Raw genomic sequence first — 19,094 nt, 5'->3', positions numbered from 1 at the left:
GGGAGTGGAGGGCTCAGCGGACGCCGAGCCGGTCGAGGATGTCGCGGCGGGTGGCGACGAAGTCGGCGGACGTGATGTCGCGGGGGCGCTCGGCGGGGAGTCGTACCTGGTGGGCGATGCGCCCGTCCTCCATGACCAGCACGCGGTCGGCGAGCAGCAGAGCCTCCTCGACGTCGTGGGTCACCATGAGCACGGCGCACCCGTGGCTGCGCCACAGGTCTTCGACCAGCTTCTGCGCGGCCACGCGAGTGAGCGCGTCGAGTGCGCCGAAGGGCTCGTCGAGCAGTAGGAGGTCGGGTTTGCGCACGAGCGCACGTGCGAGCGAGACACGTTGTGCCTGGCCGCCGGACAGGGTCTTGGGCCACGCGCCGGCCAGGTCGGTGAGGCCGACCTCGGCGAGCGCGGTGTCGGCGAGTGCACGGTCCGGGCGCCCGGGGAGGCCGAGCACGACGTTGCGCCACACGCGCTTCCAGGGCATCAGCCGCGGCTGTTGGAAGCCGACGGAGCGGTGCTGCGGCACGGCGGCGTCGCCGGTGATGTCGGTGTCGAGGCCGGCGAGAATCCGGAGCAGCGTCGACTTCCCGCAGCCGCTGCGGCCGAGGAGGACGACGAACTCGCCGGTGGTGATCCGCAGATCGAGGTCGGAGAGCACCTCGCGATCGTCGAAGCTCTTGCTCAGGTCCGAAACGCGGACCACGGTGCCGGGCTCTACGGAGACGGTCATCATCATTTCCCGTCGAAAGTCGACTGCCAGGAGAGCAGCAGCCGGGAGAGGAGGCGGACGAACTGGTCGCACAGCAGGCCGAGAATCGCGTAGACGACCAGGCACACGACGATCGCATCGGTTTGGAAGAACTGCCGCGCGGTGTCCATGAGGTAGCCGATCCCGCTGCCCGCGTTGATCTGCTCGGCGAACACCAGCGCGAGCCATGCGGTGCCGAGCGAGTAGCGCAGTCCGATGAGCGATCCCGGAAACGCGGCGGGGAGGATCACGTGCCGGATCATTCCCCAGCGGTTCAGTCCGAGAGTCTCGCCGGCTTCGATCAAGCCCGCGTCGACGCCGCGGATCGCGCCGAAGATGTTGAAGTACAGGGGGAACAGCACCCCGAGGGCGACCAGCGCGATCTTGGGCTCCTCGTCGATGCCGAACCAGATGATGAACAGCGGGATCAGCCCCACCCATGGCACCATCCGCAGCATGCCCAGCGACGAGTCCAGCAGGTCCTCGCCGATTCTGACGAGACCCGCGGCCAGCGCGAGCACCACCGCGAGTGCGGCGCCGATCACGAAGCCGATCAGGACCCGTCGACTCGAGGTGACGATCGCCGACGGAAGGTCGCCGGCCTCCCAGAGGGCCACCGCGCGACTCAGGACCGCCGCCGGCGATGCGATCACATCGGGGTGCAGGACGCCGGTCGCCGACCCGATCCACCACAGTAGGAGCAGGATGGCGGGCCCGCCTGCGCGCCGCAGCCAGCGGGGCACCGTCGGCAGGCGGCGGCTCCGCCCGGAGGGCGTGAGTGAGATCAGTTCGGGGTTCCCGGTGCCCGGGGACGCCGTCGGTACCGGTGCGTGCACGGCCGGTTGCGGGGATGCGAGGGTCACAGCGGGACTCCCTGTGTTCGTGATGAGACCACCACGGCGTGATGGACCAGTTCAGGCTCGCCGCTCGTCGCGTCATGGGTCAAACCCCTGACTCATCGTGAATTCAAGGGTTCGCCCGGCGCCCTGCCGGCCGTAGCCTGATCGACATGACCCAGCTCCGCGTGCCGTCGGATGTCGTGGAATCGGCCGACCAGCGCCGCCACGGCTTCCCGTTCCGTTCGGGCAGCGTGGCTCTCGATTTCGTTGCGACGGTGGCGAAGCGCGACATGGCCGATCGTGAGATGCTCGCCGATGCCGACGCCTTCGTCGACTGGCTCTACGTGGCCGGCCTGCCGGCCGTCACCACCGCGGTGACGCCCGAAGCGGTGCGCCGTGCGCGCAGGCTGCGCGAGGCGATCCACCGGCTGATCCGTGCCCGGGTGGACGGCGAGGAGCCCGCTCCTGCCGACATCGAGCTGATCAACGACGCCGCCCGGCCGCGCACTCCGACGGCGCTGTTGGCCCCGTCGGGACGCACCGCCCTGCCCGCCGACGGCGTGACCCCGACGGCGATCCTCGCGCTGCTCGCCCGGCAGGGGGTGGAGCTTCTGACCGGCCCGTACGGCGACCGGATCCGACGGTGCCTGGGCCACGACTGCAGCCTGTACTTCGTCGACCGCTCCCGTCAGGGCAACCGAACCTGGTGCTCGATGTCCGCCTGCGGCGCCAAGAACAGTTCGGCGCGCTACCGCTCGCGTCACCGGCACCAAGAGTCACGAAAGGACCACCATGTCTGACACTCCGATTCCCGAGACGGCTGCTCCGGCCGTCGAGTTCATCAGCCTCACCCATCTCAACCAGTCCACCGAGCTGAACCCCGTGCCCACCCGCGGGGTGGAGCTCGACTTCTTCCGCCGCTACGTCCGGGCGCTGGAGGACGGCGGCTACGACTACACGTTGCTGCCCTACGGCTCGTCGAGCGCGGACCCGTTCGTGCTGGCGTCCGCCGTCGGTCAGCTCACCGATCACCTCAAGCCCATCGTCGCGCTGCGCCCCAACACCGTCCATCCGCTGGTGGCCGCACAGCAACTCGCCACGTTGGACCAGCTGACCGAGGGCCGCGCGGTGGTGCACATCATCTCGGGCGGCAGCGACGTGGAGCAGGTACGGCACGGCGACTACCTCAGCAAGGACGAGCGGTACGCGCGCTCATCGGAGTACATCGACCTCCTCCGCCGTGCGTGGACCGAGCCGAAGGCGTTCGACCACCACGGCACCCACTACCGGTTCGAGGGCTTCGGGCCCGGGTTCGCGCCCTACGGGGACACCATTCCCGTCTCGATCGGCGGTTCCTCGGACGCGGCCTTCGAGATCGGCGGCGGGCAGGCCGACATCTTCTCGTTCTGGGGCGAGCCGCTCGCCGACATCCGCGCGCAGATCGAGCGAGTGCATGCGATCGCCGCCGCAGCAGGGCGGAGCACTCGGCCACGGATCTGGGTCACCTTCCGGCCGATCATCGACCGCACCGAGGAACTCGCGTGGGCCAAGGCCCACGAGTACGTGGATCGCATCGCCTCGAACTTCCAGCAGGTTCTGGGTTCGGACCGGCGCTTCTCCGCGGACCCGCAGAACGTCGGCTCGCAGCGCGCGCTCGACTTCGCCCGCCGCGGCGAGGTCTACGACCGCGCGCTGTGGACCCGCACCGCCGCGGCGACCAACGCGGCCGGCGCATCGACCGCGCTGGTCGGCACGCCGGAGACGGTGGCGGCGGCGATCGTCGACTACATCGATCTAGGTGCGGACCTCGTCTCCATCCGGGGCTACGACACGCTCAACGACGCGATCGACTACGGCCGATTCGTGATTCCGCTCGTCCGTGAGGAACTCGCGCACCGTGCTCGCACCGGACGGCGCGGCACGCTGCAGGCCGACAACCCCGGCGCGCTCGCGGGAGTCGGCGCATGACGACCACCGAATCCCGGACCCTCCCCACGCCCGACCTCTCGCCCGCAGCGCTCGGCGCCGTCACCGCGGAGATCGCGGCGACCGCCGAGCGCTACGACCGCTCCGGCGAGATCCCCTGGGACGGGCTGGCGGCCGCGCACCGGGCCGGTTTGCTCACGGCCACCGTCGCGGCCGAGTACGGCGGGCCCGGGCTCGGCCCCCTGGAGGTGGCGCGGATCCTCGTCGCGATCGGCGAGGGCGATGCCTCGGTGGCGCTGCTCGTCGCCAACACGCTCGGCGGACACCAGGCGCAGGCCGTCGCGCGGCACTGGCCGGAGGCGGCGTACGCGGACCTGCTCGCCCGCAGTGTCGAAGGGCCGGCGTTGGTGAACACGATCCGCGCTGAACCCGAGCTGGGCGCGCCCGCGCGCGGCGGGCTGCCCGCCACTACGGCGACCCGCGTCGGTGACGCTTGGGTCGTCAACGGCCGGAAGGCCTTCGCCACTGGCGGTGAGGCGCTCGCGTACCACCTGGTGTGGGCCGTCACCGACGACGGCCGCGTGGGCCATCTCGTGGTGCCCGGCGACGCCCCGGGCATTACCTGGATCAAGACCTGGGACCACCTCGGGCTGCGTGCCTCCAACACGCACGACGTGGTCTACGACGGCGTCGAGGTGCCCGCGGCGAACTTCGTGGAGATCCCGCGGGTCGACGGCCGCTACGTCGACCCCGCCGCGACCCCGAGCGTGTGGGGCCTCGGTCACGCGGCGCTGTACATCGGCGTGGCGCGGGCCGCTCGGGCCGCGTTCGCCGACTTCGCCACGACCCGCGTTCCGACGGCACTGGGTCGCCCGATCGCGACGACCGAACGGATCCAGACCGTCGCCGGAGAGATCGACACGCACATCACCATCGCCGAAACCCTGCTGGCCGGGGGCATCTCCCGAGTCGTGGACGGGGACGACGCCGGACACCTCGCCGCCGTCAAGGTCGCCATCGCACGGTCGGTGGTCGAGGCCGTGCAAACCGCCGTCGGTGCGCTCGGCAACGCCGCGCTCACGCGGCGCCGGCCCCTGGAGCGCCATCTGCGTGACGTGCTGTGCGTCCGCGTGCACCCACCGCAGGAGGACGTGGTGCTGCTCACCGCCGGCCGCCGGGTGCTGGGCATATGACGGTTTCCCAACAGCGGAAGACCGTGGCCCCGCGGACCGTCGGGGCCGAACCGATCGAGAGGATCCCCGCATGACAACCGCCGCAACCACCTTCACCGACGCCTGGCGTGCCTGGCGCACTGAGCGAGAGGCCGCGGCGACGGCACCCGGCGGCCTGGCCGTGGTGACCGGGACGCATTGGCTCTCCGACGAACCCGCTCCTGTTGAAGGCGTGACCGGGAGGTGGAGCCGGGCGGGCGATCGCGTCGTCGGAGACCTGGGTGGCAGCACCGTCGAGCTGGGCATCGGTGAGACGGCGGAGATCGGAGGCGTGACGGTGCGCGCCCTGTCCAATCCGCGCGGGATCGGCGTGCGACTGTTCGACGATGCGTCCCCGTACCGCGCCGGGCTGGCGGGGATCGACGCCTACGAGCCCGACGAGGTGTGGGTCCTGCCCGGACGGGTGACCGTCCCGCGACGGGCGACGGTGCAGGTCCGGCACGCGGACGGCTGGGTGGCCGATGTTCGCATCGCCGCCGACGTGGTGGTGACCGTCGAGGGTCGCGAGGTGACGCTCGCCGCCTGGGACGACGGTGCCGGGGCGCTGCAGGTCAGCTTCGCCGACAGCACCCGCTCGAGTGAGGAGACGGGTTTCCGGTTCCTCTCGCTGCCGCGCGGGGAGGGACCCGTCACCGTCGACTTCAACCGCGCGTACCTGCCGCCGAGTGCCTTCACCCCGCACTACCTGTGCCCGAACCCTCCGGCCGGCAACACTCTTGACGTCGCCGTCGAGGCCGGCGAGCGGCGACCCCGCCGTCGCTGACGGCGCCGGGCGGCTCGGCCCCGAAACACGCCGGAGGGGCGGCACCGTCGGACATGACGGTGCCGCCCCTGGCGCTCTGCGGCGTGGATCAGAGGTGACCCGAGGTGCAGGTCCAGACGAAGATCGACCCACCGCCGGACAGCGAGATGGCGCTCCGCTGTGCCGCGTAGAGGGAGCGGCCCGTGCCGCCCTGGTACCGGGTGCGGGTCTGGGCGACGGCGCCGCAGCCGTCGCTGAAGGAGGCGAGCACCTTGCAGCTGCCCCAGCCGCACGAGTTGAGCGCGGCGCGCTCGGCGGCCGCGCGGGACGGGTAGTCCCACGAGCGGCCCGTCGCGCCGTTGGACGCGACCGCGATGGCGCCGAAGTTGACGGCGGCGTTCGCGGCGGGGGCGGCCGCGATCTGGATGCCGCCGGCGACGCTCGCGGTGGCGACGGCGGCGACGAACGCCTTCTTGGTGAGGGACTTCATGATGGTGCCTTTCTCGGAAGAGCTGGGGGATGGTGCGATCCGGGGGAGACCGCGACGGGGTCAGCGGGGCAGGGCCTCGCCGGCTTCGGGCTTGTCGGTGGTCTCGATGGGCGTCACGTTCGGCTTGGTCACGGTGACCTTCTCGCCGAACTTGGAGAAGGTGAGCGTGATCGACCCGTCGGTGGCGGGCGTGATCTCGATGCGGACGAGCTGCTTGTCGCCGGACTTGCGGACCCACACGGTGGTGGGGACCGGGACGCTCTTCTGCGGATCGACGCGCGAGCCGGAGATCGTGGCGATCTCCGTCGCGGGCACGGTGCCGGTGATCTTGGTGGTCTCCTGGCCGTCGATCGTCTCGGTGCCGACGGCCTTGGCGCCCGTGATCTTGGTCAGGATGTTGGGGATGCCCGTGCTCTGGTCGAAGAGGGCCGAGACGTCGTAGATCGACTTCCCGTCGCCGTAGTCGACGTACTTGTCCCCGAAGAGCGCGGCGTACATCGTGCCGTCGATGAAGGTGAACTTGCCCTCCGCGTTGCCGGGCTGCACGAGCGCCGTGCCCTGCGCCCGGGTGGCGGGCTTGATCTGGAGGTCACCGTCGACCTTGGAGATCGGGAGGCCCTGCACCTTCCCGGCCACCGCGACGACGAAGTGGGTGCTGGTGAGGTTCTTGGCCGCCTCGGACGACTCCTTGAGCACGGCCGGGGCGTCGATTCCCGACGCGTCCGCCGATGCGGTGGGCGTGGACTCCGAGCCCGTCGACGAGCTGCCCTTATCGGCGCAGCCGGTGAGCGCGACCGTCAGCGCGAGCGCCGCGGAGGCGGCGACGAGAGCGGGGCGGGAAGACTTCATGAGATGTGTTCTCCATTCACTTCGACTGCGGTAACCATCGTCGGCGGCGCTTAATCAACGCTTGCCGTCCTCTGAATTCAGACATAATCGCCAGGGGCGCAGGGTCGATCGCAAAACTTACCGACGGGTAGGTTGCGGAGCCCGATAACCGCAGGTCAAGTGAGATAGGTCATGGAACAAGGGTCGGCGCCCGGGCGGATTCGCGGAGGCATAGAGTCGTCTGCGGACCCGTGATGAATGCGGGTGGACCGAGTAACCAGACAGATGGTGAGCTGATGGATCTCTTCGAATACCAAGCGAAGGAACTGTTCGTCAAGCACGGCGTGCCCACATCGGCCGGCCGCGTGACGGACAATGTCGCCGACGCCCGCGCGATCGCCGAGGAAATCGGCAAGCCGGTGATGGTCAAGGCGCAGGTCAAGGTGGGTGGCCGCGGCAAGGCCGGCGGCGTGAAGTACTCCGCCGACGCCGATGCGGCGCAGGCCAACGCAGAGGCCATCCTGGGCCTGGACATCAAGGGTCACGTCGTCAAGAAGCTGCTGGTCGCCGAGGCGAGTGACATCGCCGAGGAGTACTACATCTCCTTCCTGCTCGACCGCGCCAACCGCACCTACCTGGCCATGTGCTCGGTCGAGGGCGGCGTGGAGATCGAGGTCACCGCCGAGGAGAACCCGGACGCGCTGGCGAAGATCGCCGTCGACGCGACCAAGGGCGTCGACCTGGCCACCGCCCGCGCGATCGCCGAGGCCGGCAAGCTGCCCGCCGAGGTGCTCGACGCCGCGGCCGTGACCATCCAGAAGCTGTGGGAGGTCTTCGTCGGCGAGGACGCCACCCTGGTCGAGGTCAACCCGCTCGTCCGCACCCCGGACGACCAGATCCTCGCGCTGGACGGCAAGGTCTCGCTGGACGAGAACGCCGACTTCCGCCACCCCGATCACGAGGCCTTCGCCGACGCCGGGTCCACCGACCCGCTCGAGCTCAAGGCCAAGGAGAACGACCTCAACTACGTCAAGCTCGACGGCCAGGTCGGTGTCATCGGCAACGGTGCGGGCCTGGTCATGTCGACGCTCGACGTGGTCGCCTACGCCGGCGAGAACCACGGCGGCGTCAAGCCGGCCAACTTCCTCGACATCGGCGGCGGCGCGTCCGCGGCCGTGATGGCCGCCGGCCTCGATGTCATCCTCGGTGACGAGCAGGTCAAGAGCGTGTTCGTCAACGTCTTCGGTGGCATCACCGCGTGCGACGCTGTCGCCAACGGCATCGTCGGCGCCCTCGAGACCCTGGGCGACTCGGCCTCCAAGCCGCTCGTCGTGCGCCTCGACGGCAACAAGGTGGAGGAGGGCCGGGCGATCCTGGCCGCCGCGAACCACCCGCTGGTGACGCTCGCGCAGACCATGGACGAAGGCGCCGACAAGGCCGCCGAGCTGGCGAACAAGTAAGGGAGACAACAGAAAAATGGCTATCTTCCTGACCAAGGACAACAAGGTCATCGTCCAGGGCATCACCGGCGGCGAGGGCACCAAGCACACCGCGCTGATGCTCAAGGCCGGCACCAACGTCGTGGGCGGCGTGAACGCGCGCAAGGCGGGCACCACCGTCTCGCACACCGACAAGGACGGCAACGCCATCGAGCTCCCCGTCTTCGGCTCCGTCGCCGAGGCCATGGAGAAGACCGGCGCCGACACGTCGATCGCCTTCGTGCCGCCCGCGTTCTCCAAGGACGCCATCGTCGAGGCCATCGACGCCGAGATCCCGCTCCTGGTGGTCATCACCGAGGGCATCCCCGTGCAGGACTCGGCGTACGCCTGGGCCTACAACGTGGAGAAGGGCCAGAAGACCCGCATCATCGGCCCGAACTGCCCCGGCATCATCACGCCGGGCGAGGCCCTCGTCGGCATCACCCCGGCCAACATCACCGGCACCGGCCCCGTCGGCCTCGTGTCGAAGTCGGGCACGCTGACCTACCAGATGATGTACGAGCTGCGCGACTTCGGTTTCTCCACCGCCATCGGCATCGGCGGCGACCCGGTGATCGGCACCACCCACATCGACGCCATCGAGGCGTTCGAGAAGGACCCGAACACCAAGCTCATCGTCATGATCGGTGAGATCGGCGGCGACGCCGAGGAGCGCGCCGCGGCCTACATCCAGGCCAACGTCACCAAGCCCGTCGTGGGCTACGTGGCCGGCTTCACCGCTCCCGAGGGCAAGACCATGGGTCACGCCGGCGCCATCGTCTCCGGCTCCTCGGGCACGGCCGCCGCCAAGAAGGAGGCCCTCGAGGCCGCCGGCGTCAAGGTGGGCAAGACGCCCTCCGAGACCGCCGCTCTCGCCCGCGAGATCCTCAAGTCGCTGTAACAGCAGCGCATTCGGTCCACGGCCCCGTCTCCCCTCCGGGAGGCGGGGCCGTCCCGTTTCCGGGATCGACGGTGCGGGGCTACGCCGACGGTGCGCGCTCGACGCCGCGGAATGCCAGGTACAGCAGCAGCGCCGCGGCAGCGAGGCCCGCGCCCAGCAGGCACGCGCCGGTCCAGCCGGCGAGCGGCCACAGCGCGGCGGTCGCCGCGGAACCCAGTGTGCCGCCGAGGAAGAAGGTGCCCATGAACACCGCGTTGATCCGTCCGCGGGCCTCGGGCCGGAGCGAGAAGACCACGGCCTGCGACGAATTCAGCGCCGCCTGCTGCCCGATGCCCATCAGCGCCAGTCCGATGATCAGCGCGGGCAGGCCGATCGCGCCGCCCGCGGGGATCATGAGCAGCCACGCCGCGGCCTGCAGCGCGAGGCCGCCGGCCGTGAGCACTGCGCCGTGGCCCCGGTCGACGAACTTCCCGATCGTCGGGCCGGAGAGCGCGCCGACCGCGCCGAGCAGCCCGATCGCGCCGATGGCGGCCGGTGTCCAGCCGTAGCGCGGGCCGGCGAGCAGGAAGGTCACCGCGGCGCCCTGGACCATGAACGAGCCGAGCGCGAGGCCGATCAGCACCGCCCGCAGGCGCAGCACCGGCAGTTCGCGCACGAGCCCGGCCATCGAGACCAGGAGGGCGCGGTAACCCGACGGGGTCAGTCCCGGGCGGCCCGGGTCGTGGCGGGGGAGCGCCCGGGCGAGCGCCCCGGTGACCGCGACGAGGAGCGCCGCGAGCACGAGGTACGGCGTGCGCCAGCCCGCGACATCGGACAGCACGCCGGAGAGGAAGCGGCTCACGACCGTGCCCAGCACCAGTCCGCTCATCACGATGCCGACGGCGCGGGCCTGGTGCTCCGGTCCCGCGAGTTCCGCCGCGTACGGCACGATCACCTGCGCGCCGACGGAGGTGATCGCCGCGACCGTGGCCGCGACCAGGAGCACCCCGCCCGACGGGGCCGCTCCGGCGAGGACCAGCGCGGCGGCGGTCACGAGCAAGAGGGCCAGCGCCAACGGGCGGCGACGCACCGCGTCGGCCATCGGCACCAACAGGAGCAGCCCGAGGGCGTACCCCGCCTGTGCGGCCGTGACGAGCATCCCGGCGGCGGTCTCCGACATGCCGAGCCGCTCCTGCAGCAGGCCCAGGATCGGGTGCGCGAGGTAGTTTCCCGCGACGGACAGCCCCGTCGCCAGCGCCATCAGGCGGAGCAGGCCGGACGCGGCCGTCGCGGTGCGGTTCGTCGTGGTGGTCATGGCTTCCAGTCTGGGGTGTCCCCATATCATGAGTCCAACGTCTGATTTCGATGAAATGATCTGTTCTGGAGATGATCGGTGGAGCTGCAGCAGTTGCGGTACGTGGTCGCCGTGTCGGAGACGCTGAACTTCACGCGCGCCGCCGAGCGCTGCCACGTCGTGCAGTCGGCCCTGAGTCACCGTGTCGCGGCGTTGGAGAAGGAGCTCGGCGCGCGGCTGTTCGATCGCACCAACCGGTCCGTGCGCCTCACCCGGGCCGGCGAGGCCTTCCTCCCGCACGCGCGGGCCGCGCTCGCCGCGACGGAACGCGCCGCCCACGAGGTCGCCGCGACGCTCGGCGGCATCCGCGGCACCGTCACCGTCGGGACGATCCCCACCTTCACCGCCTTCGACGTGGTCGGCGTCCTGACGGACTACCGGGCGGCGTATCCCGAGGCCACGGTGCACCTGCGGAGCGGCGCGAGCGAGAACCTGATCGAGGACGTGCGGACCGGCACCGTCGACCTGGCGCTGCTGGGGGTGCCGGACGGCTTCTCCACCGCGGGGGTCGTCGCCCGACGGCTCGCCGTCGACCACCTCGTGCTCGTCGTGCCCGAGGCCGAGCGGGTCGACGGTCCGCTCACCCTCGCCGCCACCGCCGACCGCCCGTTCGCCGACTACCCCGCCGGCGGCGCCGGGCGCGCGGAGTCCGACCAGGCCTTCGAGCGGGCGGGCGTGCGGCGCACCGTCGCCTTCGAGGTGGACCGGGCGGAGACCATGCTCGAGCTCATCGCGGCCGGGCTGTGCGTCGGGATGGCCGCGCGGGAGACGGTGCCCGACGGTGCCGGGCTCGCCGTCGTGCCGCTCGTGGACGGTCCGACTCGCTCGCAACTGCTGGTGCATTCGAAGCTCCCGAGTCCCGCGGCCCGCGCGCTCGTGACCGTTGTGGACCATCACACTCGATGAGTTGAATCCCATCGGCGTCGGAGTCGGTGTATAGGGTGGTGGCGTACTGGCTCCGTGCGGAGCCGCGTCGACCTTCGGGGAGAAGAACATGACCTACTCAGGTGGAGGGTACGGGCAGCAGCCGGGCCAGGGGGGCTACGGGCAGCCGGACTACTCGCAGCAGGGCTACGGCCAGCAGGGTTACGGCCAGCCGGCGCAGCAGCCCCAGCAGGGCTACGGCCAGCAGGGCTACGGCCAGCCCGCGCAGCAGCCGCAGCAGCAGGGCTACGGCCAGCAGGGTTACGGACAGCAGGGGTACGGCCAGCAGCCGGACTACGCGCAGCAGGGATACGGTCAGCAGGGGTACGGCCAGCAGTACGGCGGCTACCCGCAGCAGCCGGCCGCGCCCGCCAAGCCGCTGGACTTCGCCCTGATCGCGTCCATCGCCACCGCCGCACTGGGCGTCATCACGTTCCTGCTGGGCTTCCTCGAGTTCACCTCGCTCGGTGGCCAGTACAGTTCCAAGACCATCGACTTCAACGGCTTCAGCACCCCCGGTGCCACCGGCCTCGGGCTGGCCCTCGCTGCGGGCGTCGCCGCCGGACTGAGCCTGATCTCGAAGGGCAACACCGGTCGCACTCCCGCCGCCGCGCTCGCATCGTCCGCGTTCCTGTTCCTGCTGTTCGGCAGCTTCACCTGGAGCGATCAGCTGTACGGCGGCCTGTCCTACGGTTTCTGGATCACGCTGTTCTTCGCGCTGCTCACCGCGGCCGCCGGCGTGGTCCTCGTGCTGATCGACGCGGGCATCGTCAAGAACCCCGCCGCCGTGGCCGCCGCTGCGGCCAGCGCCTCGACGGATGCGTCCGCGACCGCCGCCCCGTCCGCCGACGCCGCGCAGGCGCCCGCCGCTGAGCAGCCCGCCGTCTCGTCCCCGTCGCTCACCGCCGCGCCGTCGGCGCAGGCACCGTCCGCGCAGTCGCAGTGGCCGAGCTACGGCGGCTACCAGGCGCCGGCCCCGTCGGGCTACCAGGCCCCGGGCGCACCGTCGACGCCGGCCGCTCCGGCCGCCCCCGCCACCACGGGCTTCCAGGCTCCGGGTGCGTCGGCGGCACCGTCGAACCCGGGCGCCTCGGCGTCGCCCGACGAGGTGACCACCGCGTTCGGCCAGTCCGCGTCGTCGTCGGCCACTCAGGCCTTCGGCAGCCCGGCCACCCCGCAGCACGGCTCGCACTCCACCGAGGGCGAGAGCAAGCAGGGCCAGTAGTCCCCGCCTGCGGCGCGCCTGAGCCACTATCCGACGCTGCGATGTCACAGTGGTGAAGATGATGGATTCAGCGCGCGCCGCCGGGCCGGGCCCGAGCGAGACCCGGCCGCTGTTCGTGATGGCCTTCGGGCCGTCGCTCGTGACCCTCCTGATCACGTTCGTGGCGGGAGCGGTCGTTCTGCTCACCTCGTCGACCGGTCTGGGGGCCATCGCTCCTACGGTCGCCGGTCTCTGGCTGGCGGTGCACCAGGTGCCGGTCACCGTCAGCGACATCACCCTCGGGGTGCTGCCGCTGGTCCCCACGGTCGCGCTGGTCGCCGGCGTAGCCCGGGCCGCACGCCGCGCCGGCGGCGAGAGGCGCCCGCTCGCCGAGCTCCGCTCCGTGCTGCTGTGCGCCATCGCCGGACCCGCCCTCTTCACCGCCATCGCGCTGGCCGTCGTCAACGACGCCGCGGGGCGGTTCACCATCGGCACGCCGCCGCCGCTCACCGCGTTCCTGTGCACGATCGGCGTGCATCTCGGCGCCGCTCTGCTCGGTCTCGCGCCCGCCTATTGGCGCGACGCCGCCCACTTCCTGCACGTGCCCACCTGGGTCGACGACTGCGCCCGGCTCGCGGGGCGGGCGCTGCTCACGTTCGGGGCCGTGGGCCTCGCGATCGTCGTGGTCCGCCTGGCGATCCGCTGGGAGACGGTCTTCGAGCTGATCCGCTCCGGCAACGACGCCGTCGGCATGATCTCCCTGGTCCTGCTGTCGCTGCTGTACCTGCCCAACGTGGTGATCGGCGCCGCGGCGCTGCCCCTGGGCGCCGGAGTCCAGCTCGGCCCGATCTCGATGAGCCTGTTCTCCGCGGCCCCGGGCCGCGCCCCGGGCGTGCCGATCCTCGCGGTCCTGCCCCAGGCACCGTCGCCCTGGTACCTGCTGCCCCTTCTCGTCGTTCCCGCCTTCGTGGCGGTCCGGGTGGGCCGACGGTGCGCCGCCCGCTCCCTCGACCTCGGGCCGACGGTGACCACGGTCGCCGTCACCGCGCTGCTCACCGCGGCGGGTTTCACCGCGGCGGCCTTCGTCGCAGGTGGGGAGCTCGGCGGGTTCGGCTACGCGGGCGCGGACCTGCTGCAGGTGTTCCTGTTCACCCTGGGCTGGGTCGGCCTCGTCGGTGTCCTCGCCGCGCTCGTTCTGCAGCAGGCGGGCGAGTCGCGCGCCGTTCGCGCCGCGCGCCGGGCCGAGGAGGAGGCACCGTCGGGCTACACGACCTACGCCGACGAGCCCGACGCGATCGACGACGGCGCCACCGTGGAGATCGCGCCCGCGCAGCGGGGCGATCACGACGGCGACCCGGACGACGACCTGCGCGAACACGACGAGTCCGCGGCCGACACCGGGGACTTCGACGCCCTCGCCGAACAGCCGACCGAGGAGGTCCGGCCCGTGTCCCGGCCGGCCCGGCGGGCGACCCCGGCGCCGGCCGCGTCGAAGCGGGAGCGCAGTATCGCGGACATCGAGGAACTCGACAGCTACACGTTCGGCCAATAGGCCGGACCCGGCGATCGGTAGGCCGGATCGAATCGTTCGGACCGGCCGATTAGGCTGGACGCGAATCGTCCCCCTGCGATGGAGAGCATCCTGACCACCCCCAGCCCCTCCGTGGTGCCGCCGTGCGCGCCCGCCCGGATCGTCGTGCTGGCCTCCGGCACCGGTTCGCTGCTCGAGGCACTGCTCGCGGCGTCGTCCGGCCCCGACTATCCGGGGTCCGTCGTCGGCGTCGTCGCCGATCGGAGTTGTCGGGCGCTGGAGATCGCCGCGCAGGCAGGGGTCGAGAGCGCCGAGGTGCCGCTGCGGGCCTACGCCGACCGCGCCGAGTGGGACGCCGCGCTGACGGCCGCCGTCACCGAGCGTCAGCCGCACCTCGTGGTGGCGGCCGGCTTCATGAAGATCCTCGGTCCCGCGTTCCTCGCCGCGTTCGGCGGACGCGTGATCAACGCGCACCCCGCGCTGTTGCCCGCGTTTCCGGGCGCCCACGCCGTTCCCGCCGCCCTCGAGCACGGAGTCAAGCTCACCGGCTCCACCGTGCACCTCGTGGACGCGGGACTCGACACCGGACCGATCCTGGCCCAGGAGGCGGTCGCGGTGGAGGCGGGGGACACCGAGGACACCCTGCACGAACGGATCAAGGTCGTGGAGCGCCGGCTTCTGACAGAGGTCGTCGCGGACGTCGCCCGCCAGGGCTACCGCGTCGATGGACGAAAGGTCACCATTTCATGAGCAGCAACATCCCGCTCAAGCGCGCGCTGATCAGCGTGTACGACAAGTCGGGTCTGGTGGAACTGGCCACCGGGCTTGCCCAGTCGGGCGTCGAGATCGTCTCGACCGGTTCGACCGCGCGCACCATCGCCGACGCCGGCGTGGCCGTGACCCGCGTCGAGGACGTCACCGGCTTCCCCGAGTGCCTCGACGGCCGGGTGAAGACCCTGCACCCGAAGATCCACGCCGGCATCCTCGCCGACACCCGTCTGCCCGAGCACCTCGAGCAGCTGCGCGAGCTGGACGTGAAGAAGTTCGAGCTGGTCGTCGTGAACCTCTACCCGTTCACCGACACCGTCGCGTCGGGCGCCTCCGAGGACGAGTGCATCGAGCAGATCGACATCGGCGGCCCGTCGATGGTGCGCGCCGCCGCGAAGAACCACCCGTCGGTGGCGGTCGTCGTCTCGCCCTCCGACTACGGCGACGTGATCGACAACGCGCGCGTCGGGTTCTCCCTCGAACAGCGCAAGGCGTTCGCGGCGAAGGCCTTCCGGCACACCGCCGACTACGACGTGGCCGTCGCCTCGTACATGACCAATGTCGTGGCGCCCGAGGCCGACCAGAGCTTCCCCTCGTGGATGGGTGGCACCTGGACCCGCGAGGCCGTGCTCCGCTACGGCGAGAACCCGCACCAGGGCGCGGCCCTGTACGTCGGCGGCTCGAAGGCCGGGCTGGCGCAGGCGCAGCAGCTGCACGGCAAGGAGATGAGCTACAACAACTACACCGACGGCGACGCCGCCTGGCGCGCCGCGTACGACTTCAACGAGCCGGCCGTCGCGATCATCAAGCACGCCAACCCGTGCGGCATCGCGATCGGCAAGGACGTCGCGCAGGCGCACCGTAAGGCGCACGCGTGCGACCCGGTCTCGGCCTACGGCGGCGTCATCGCCGCCAACCGTGAGGTCAGCCTGGAGATGGCCGAGCAGGTGTCGGAGATCTTCACCGAGGTCATCATCGCGCCCTCCTACGCCGACGGTGCCCTCGCCGTGCTGCAGCGCAAGAAGAACATCCGCGTGCTGCTCGCCGAGCCGCCCGTGCTGACCACCGAGATCAAGCAGATCACCGGCGGTCTCCTGCTGCAGCAGTCCGACGCGATCGACGCCCCCGGCGACGATCCCGCGAGCTGGTCCCTGGCCTCGGGTGAGCCCGCCGACGAGGCCACCCTCGCCGACCTCGAGTTCGCGTGGCGCGCCTGCCGGGCCGTGAAGTCGAACGCGATCCTCCTGGCGTCGCGCGGAGCGTCCGTGGGCGTGGGCATGGGGCAGGTCAACCGTGTCGACTCGGCGCAGCTGGCGGTGACCCGCGCGGGTGACCGGGTCCTCGGCTCGGTGGCCGCGTCCGACGCCTTCTTCCCGTTCCCGGACGGTCCGCAGATCCTCATCGACGCGGGCGTGAAGGCGATCGTCTCGCCGGGCGGTTCCATCCGTGACAAGGAGGTCATCGCGGCGGCGGCCGAGGCCGGCGTGACGATGTACTTCACCGGGACGCGCCACTTCTTCCACTGAGCCCGCGTTGGCCGGTCGGAGTCACCGGCCGGTTGAGGGCTACCCGGCGGGCGGGGGTGTGCGGGTGATCCTGCCCGCGAGCGGGTTGCCGGCGTCCTCGTACAGGACCTCGCAGTAGGTCACCGCGGGCCGGGAGAGGACGAGGCCGGTCGCGGGCGTGCACCGTGTGATGTCGGAGGCCCCGTCGATCCGGCGGGTGACCTGCCACGCGAGGAGGTCGCACGGGATCGTGCGCACCAGTCCGCTGCGATCGCCCCCGGCCGGGTAGCAGGACCCCGCGTGGAGAACCGGGGCGAGGCACATCGAGCCCCAGCCGTACGTGGTGCGGATGGTGCGCGCGCCCTCGGCGATCCGGATCCTCGCCGCCGCGGTCACGTCCTTCTTCCCGTCCGGGCACGTCATCGCCGTCACCGGGGTGGTCGTGCTGTGCGCGACGACGACGTAGTTCGCCTGCGCGCCGTCGCACGGCACCGTCGTGGCCCGGGTGGCGCCGTGCCCGCCGAGCTGTGCGACGGGGCCGTACGGCACGGAGGCGAGGCACTCGCCGTCCGTCGCGTCGTCGAAGAACGTTCCCGTCGCGCGGCCGTGGTACCAGATCCCGACCGCGACGGAGGCGGCTGCGATCACCAGCACTGCCGCGACGCGCCGCCACCCGTCCATGCGGAGATGTTCCCACGAGACGGCGCTGCGGGCGCGGTCGCGCGGTGCTGGTCGTGCCCGGCGCGCCGTGGGCGGGGCTGGCGGAGACAGCACGGGCCACCGGTGTCCCGGCTACTCGCGGGTGAGGTCGTCCAGTAGCGATACGGCGGCGCGGGCGTACTCGCCGATCCAGCGGTCGTGGATCCGCTTGATGGGCACCGGCGCCAGGGTGAGGTGCCGCTCGCGGCCGACCTTCCGGCCGATCACCAGCTCCGCCCGCTCGAGGACGCGCAGGTGCTGCAGCACGGTGGTGCGGTCGAGGTCGGGGAACTGCGCGCACAGGTCGCCGGTGGTGCGGGGCGACTGTTTGAGCACGTCGAGCATGCGGCGGCGGGTGCCGTTCGCGAGTGCTTTGAAGACCTGGTCATCGGCATCGTCGGGCTCGGCGGCGCGCGGCGTCCCCGTCGCCGAGAGCGCGCCCGCGGCGGCGGGCGTCCCGGGATTACTCTTGCGGTCGGCGTCAGACATGTTGTAGTTTTATCACATGTCCGAACTCAGAGAACTCACCTTCACCGTCTCCGGCTACGTGGCGCGCCCGACCGCGCAGGTGTACGAGGCCGTCGCCGACCCCGACCAGCTGTCCAGGTACTTCACCACCGGTGGCGCCCGGGGGCGGCTGGCGTCGAACACCGAGGTCACCTGGGACTTCGCCGACTTCCCCGGCGCCTTCCCGGTGCAGGTGGTGGAGGCGACGCCGCACTCGAAGATCGTGATCCGCTGGAACGCGGAGCACGCCGTCGCCGGCGACGGACACACCACCACGACGTTCGAGTTCGCCCCGATCGACGACGACAGTCGCACGCTCGTCACCATCACCGAGTCGGCGTGGACCGCGACCGAGGACGGCGCCAAGAGCGCCTTCGGCAACTGCATGGGCTGGACCGGCATGCTCGCCGCGATGAAGGTGTGGGTCGAGCACGGCATCAACCTGCGCGAGGGCTTCTACACGTAACCCGGCGTCGACAATCCCCGCCCGCCCTGACAATGTGGGGACATGTCGGACAACGCCGTCGCCCTCGCCCGGACCGCCTACGAGACCGTCGAACCCTTCCACGTGGTCGCGTACTTCAACCCGGGCATCCGGGACGCCGTCCGCGATCTGGGCATCGACCAGCACGCCTTCTACGTGGGCGCCCGGGCCGCTCCGATCGGTGAGGCGCACGCCTCCGTGGTCGCCGCCGCGTTCTACAATTTCGCACCCGCGCTGATCGGGACCGCGTGGACCGTCGCCGTCGACGCGGGACTCGCCGAGATCGACGACCGCCGCTACGTCATGCTCGCCGAGCAGTACCGCGGGATCCTCGCCGGCATCGATCCCGCCGAGGTCCGCGCGCTCGCCGAGGGCTTCGGTGACCTCGTCGCCGATCTGCCGCTGGCAGGTCGCACCCTCGCCTCGGCCTGGGCATCGTCGACGGTGCCGGACGACCCGGCCCTCGCCCTCTGGCGCCACCTCTCGGTGCTGCGCGAATGGCGCGGTGACAACCACCTCGCCGAACTGATCCGGCACGGGCTCACGGGCCTCGAGGCGGGCGTCCTGCACGAGGCGGACGTCCCGGATCCGACGGTGCGCCGTCGGGTCATGGGCCGCAGGTTCTTCCGCATCACCCGCGGGTACAGCGAGCAGGAGTGGGGCGACGCCGTCGCCCGCCTCGCCGAGCGCGGCCTCGTCGAGGGCGAGCCGGAGGAGCATCGCCTGACGGGCGAGGGCATGGGCGTCTACCTCGACATCGAGGCGGGTACCGACGCCATCTCCGCCGCCGCGTTCGGCCCGGGTGCGGAGCAGCTGATCGCCCGGATCCGGCCGCTGACGAAGGCCGTGATCGACGCGGGTGTCATCCCCGGGACCAAGAAGAAGTAGCCCCGCCGTATTCCCGATTTCGCTGCGGGCGTAGACACTGGGGCGGCGCGGGCCGATCGGCGTAGCGTGGACG

20 protein-coding genes are annotated in these 19,094 nt (G+C 71.4%); 13 read left to right on the top strand and 7 right to left on the bottom strand.

The window, feature by feature from the left end:
* Positions 1-13 precede the first annotated feature (13 nt).
* The gene (locus ABZX10_RS13155) at positions 14-724 is read right to left on the bottom strand and encodes an ABC transporter ATP-binding protein (protein ID WP_355540010.1); all 711 of its coding nucleotides are present in this window, start codon (positions 722-724) and stop codon (positions 14-16) included.
* Positions 725-726: 2 nt separating this feature from the next.
* Entirely contained in the window at positions 727-1,605 is an 879-nt protein-coding gene (locus ABZX10_RS13150) for an ABC transporter permease (protein ID WP_355540007.1), read from the bottom strand.
* Between the two features lie 146 nt (positions 1,606-1,751).
* Between ABZX10_RS13150 and ABZX10_RS13145 the strand changes: the two genes are divergently transcribed.
* The 4 genes from ABZX10_RS13145 to ABZX10_RS13130 all read left to right on the top strand — a co-directional run bounded on the left by ABZX10_RS13145 (position 1,752) and on the right by ABZX10_RS13130 (position 5,502).
* Positions 1,752-2,381: an ABATE domain-containing protein gene (locus tag ABZX10_RS13145; RefSeq protein WP_355540003.1), complete on the top strand. Its 630-nt coding sequence runs from the start codon at positions 1,752-1,754 to the stop codon at positions 2,379-2,381.
* Positions 2,374-3,549 (top strand): LLM class flavin-dependent oxidoreductase, encoded by a 1,176-nt coding sequence (locus ABZX10_RS13140; protein ID WP_355540000.1) that lies wholly within the window; start codon positions 2,374-2,376, stop codon positions 3,547-3,549. Before ABZX10_RS13145 ends, ABZX10_RS13140 begins: the two co-directional genes overlap by 8 nt.
* Positions 3,546-4,700, top strand: a complete 1,155-nt coding sequence (locus ABZX10_RS13135; RefSeq protein ID WP_355539997.1) for an acyl-CoA dehydrogenase family protein — start codon at positions 3,546-3,548, stop codon at positions 4,698-4,700. The genes ABZX10_RS13140 and ABZX10_RS13135 overlap by 4 nt, the downstream gene beginning before the upstream one ends.
* Before the next feature lie 70 nt (positions 4,701-4,770).
* Positions 4,771-5,502, top strand: coding sequence for a DUF1684 domain-containing protein (locus ABZX10_RS13130; RefSeq protein ID WP_355539994.1), 732 nt, complete (start codon positions 4,771-4,773; stop codon positions 5,500-5,502).
* Positions 5,503-5,590: 88 nt separating this feature from the next.
* On the opposite strand, the gene ABZX10_RS13125 is transcribed toward ABZX10_RS13130, so the two are convergent.
* On the bottom strand, positions 5,591-5,971 hold the full coding sequence (locus ABZX10_RS13125) for a DUF4189 domain-containing protein (RefSeq protein WP_355539991.1): 381 nt from the start codon (positions 5,969-5,971) through the stop codon (positions 5,591-5,593).
* A gap of 60 nt (positions 5,972-6,031) precedes the next feature.
* Complete coding sequence (locus ABZX10_RS13120) at positions 6,032-6,820, bottom strand: LppX_LprAFG lipoprotein (protein WP_355539988.1); 789 nt, start codon at positions 6,818-6,820, stop codon at positions 6,032-6,034.
* A 275-nt stretch (positions 6,821-7,095) separates the two neighbouring features.
* Here ABZX10_RS13120 and sucC point away from each other — a divergent pair, with 275 nt between their 5' ends.
* Together sucC and sucD are read left to right on the top strand one after the other, a co-directional pair.
* On the top strand, positions 7,096-8,259 hold the full coding sequence (sucC, locus tag ABZX10_RS13115) for an ADP-forming succinate--CoA ligase subunit beta (RefSeq protein WP_355539985.1): 1,164 nt from the start codon (positions 7,096-7,098) through the stop codon (positions 8,257-8,259).
* A 16-nt stretch (positions 8,260-8,275) separates the two neighbouring features.
* Positions 8,276-9,178, top strand: coding sequence for a succinate--CoA ligase subunit alpha (gene sucD, locus ABZX10_RS13110; protein WP_355539982.1), 903 nt, complete (start codon positions 8,276-8,278; stop codon positions 9,176-9,178).
* A 79-nt stretch (positions 9,179-9,257) separates the two neighbouring features.
* Here the strand turns inward: sucD and ABZX10_RS13105 are convergent, their stop codons facing one another.
* A complete protein-coding gene (locus ABZX10_RS13105; RefSeq protein ID WP_355539979.1) occupies positions 9,258-10,472 on the bottom strand; it encodes an MFS transporter in 1,215 nt (404 codons plus the stop codon).
* A 78-nt stretch (positions 10,473-10,550) separates the two neighbouring features.
* Between ABZX10_RS13105 and ABZX10_RS13100 the strand changes: the two genes are divergently transcribed.
* The 5 genes from ABZX10_RS13100 to purH all read left to right on the top strand — a co-directional run bounded on the left by ABZX10_RS13100 (position 10,551) and on the right by purH (position 16,464).
* Complete coding sequence (locus ABZX10_RS13100; protein WP_355539976.1) at positions 10,551-11,417, top strand: LysR family transcriptional regulator; 867 nt, start codon at positions 10,551-10,553, stop codon at positions 11,415-11,417.
* A gap of 88 nt (positions 11,418-11,505) precedes the next feature.
* Positions 11,506-12,660 carry a DUF5336 domain-containing protein gene (locus ABZX10_RS13095; protein WP_355539973.1) on the top strand — a complete coding sequence of 385 codons (1,155 nt, stop codon included), beginning with the start codon at positions 11,506-11,508 and terminating at the stop codon, positions 12,658-12,660.
* A 58-nt stretch (positions 12,661-12,718) separates the two neighbouring features.
* Positions 12,719-14,191 (top strand): DUF6350 family protein, encoded by a 1,473-nt coding sequence (locus ABZX10_RS13090; RefSeq protein WP_355539970.1) that lies wholly within the window; start codon positions 12,719-12,721, stop codon positions 14,189-14,191.
* A 78-nt stretch (positions 14,192-14,269) separates the two neighbouring features.
* Positions 14,270-14,920, top strand: a complete 651-nt coding sequence (purN, locus tag ABZX10_RS13085; RefSeq protein ID WP_355539967.1) for a phosphoribosylglycinamide formyltransferase — start codon at positions 14,270-14,272, stop codon at positions 14,918-14,920.
* On the top strand, positions 14,917-16,464 hold the full coding sequence (purH, locus tag ABZX10_RS13080) for a bifunctional phosphoribosylaminoimidazolecarboxamide formyltransferase/IMP cyclohydrolase (RefSeq protein WP_355539964.1): 1,548 nt from the start codon (positions 14,917-14,919) through the stop codon (positions 16,462-16,464). Before purN ends, purH begins: the two co-directional genes overlap by 4 nt.
* 39 nt (positions 16,465-16,503) lie before the next feature.
* On the opposite strand, the gene ABZX10_RS13075 is transcribed toward purH, so the two are convergent.
* Positions 16,504-17,124 (bottom strand): hypothetical protein, encoded by a 621-nt coding sequence (locus tag ABZX10_RS13075; RefSeq protein ID WP_355539961.1) that lies wholly within the window; start codon positions 17,122-17,124, stop codon positions 16,504-16,506.
* A 111-nt stretch (positions 17,125-17,235) separates the two neighbouring features.
* Positions 17,236-17,631 (bottom strand): metalloregulator ArsR/SmtB family transcription factor, encoded by a 396-nt coding sequence (locus ABZX10_RS13070; protein WP_355539958.1) that lies wholly within the window; start codon positions 17,629-17,631, stop codon positions 17,236-17,238.
* A gap of 16 nt (positions 17,632-17,647) precedes the next feature.
* Here ABZX10_RS13070 and ABZX10_RS13065 point away from each other — a divergent pair, with 16 nt between their 5' ends.
* Positions 17,648-18,115, top strand: coding sequence for an SRPBCC domain-containing protein (locus tag ABZX10_RS13065; protein ID WP_355539955.1), 468 nt, complete (start codon positions 17,648-17,650; stop codon positions 18,113-18,115).
* A 42-nt stretch (positions 18,116-18,157) separates the two neighbouring features.
* The gene (locus tag ABZX10_RS13060; protein ID WP_355539952.1) at positions 18,158-19,021 is read left to right on the top strand and encodes a hypothetical protein; all 864 of its coding nucleotides are present in this window, start codon (positions 18,158-18,160) and stop codon (positions 19,019-19,021) included.
* Positions 19,022-19,094: the final 73 nt, after the last annotated feature.

The organism is Tsukamurella sp. NPDC003166, assembly GCF_040611135.1.
In the GTDB taxonomy this organism is placed as follows: Bacteria; Actinomycetota; Actinomycetes; order Mycobacteriales; family Mycobacteriaceae; genus Tsukamurella.
The sequence above is the reverse complement of the archived record's forward strand: the minus strand, read 5'-3'. Positions and strand labels throughout refer to the sequence as shown.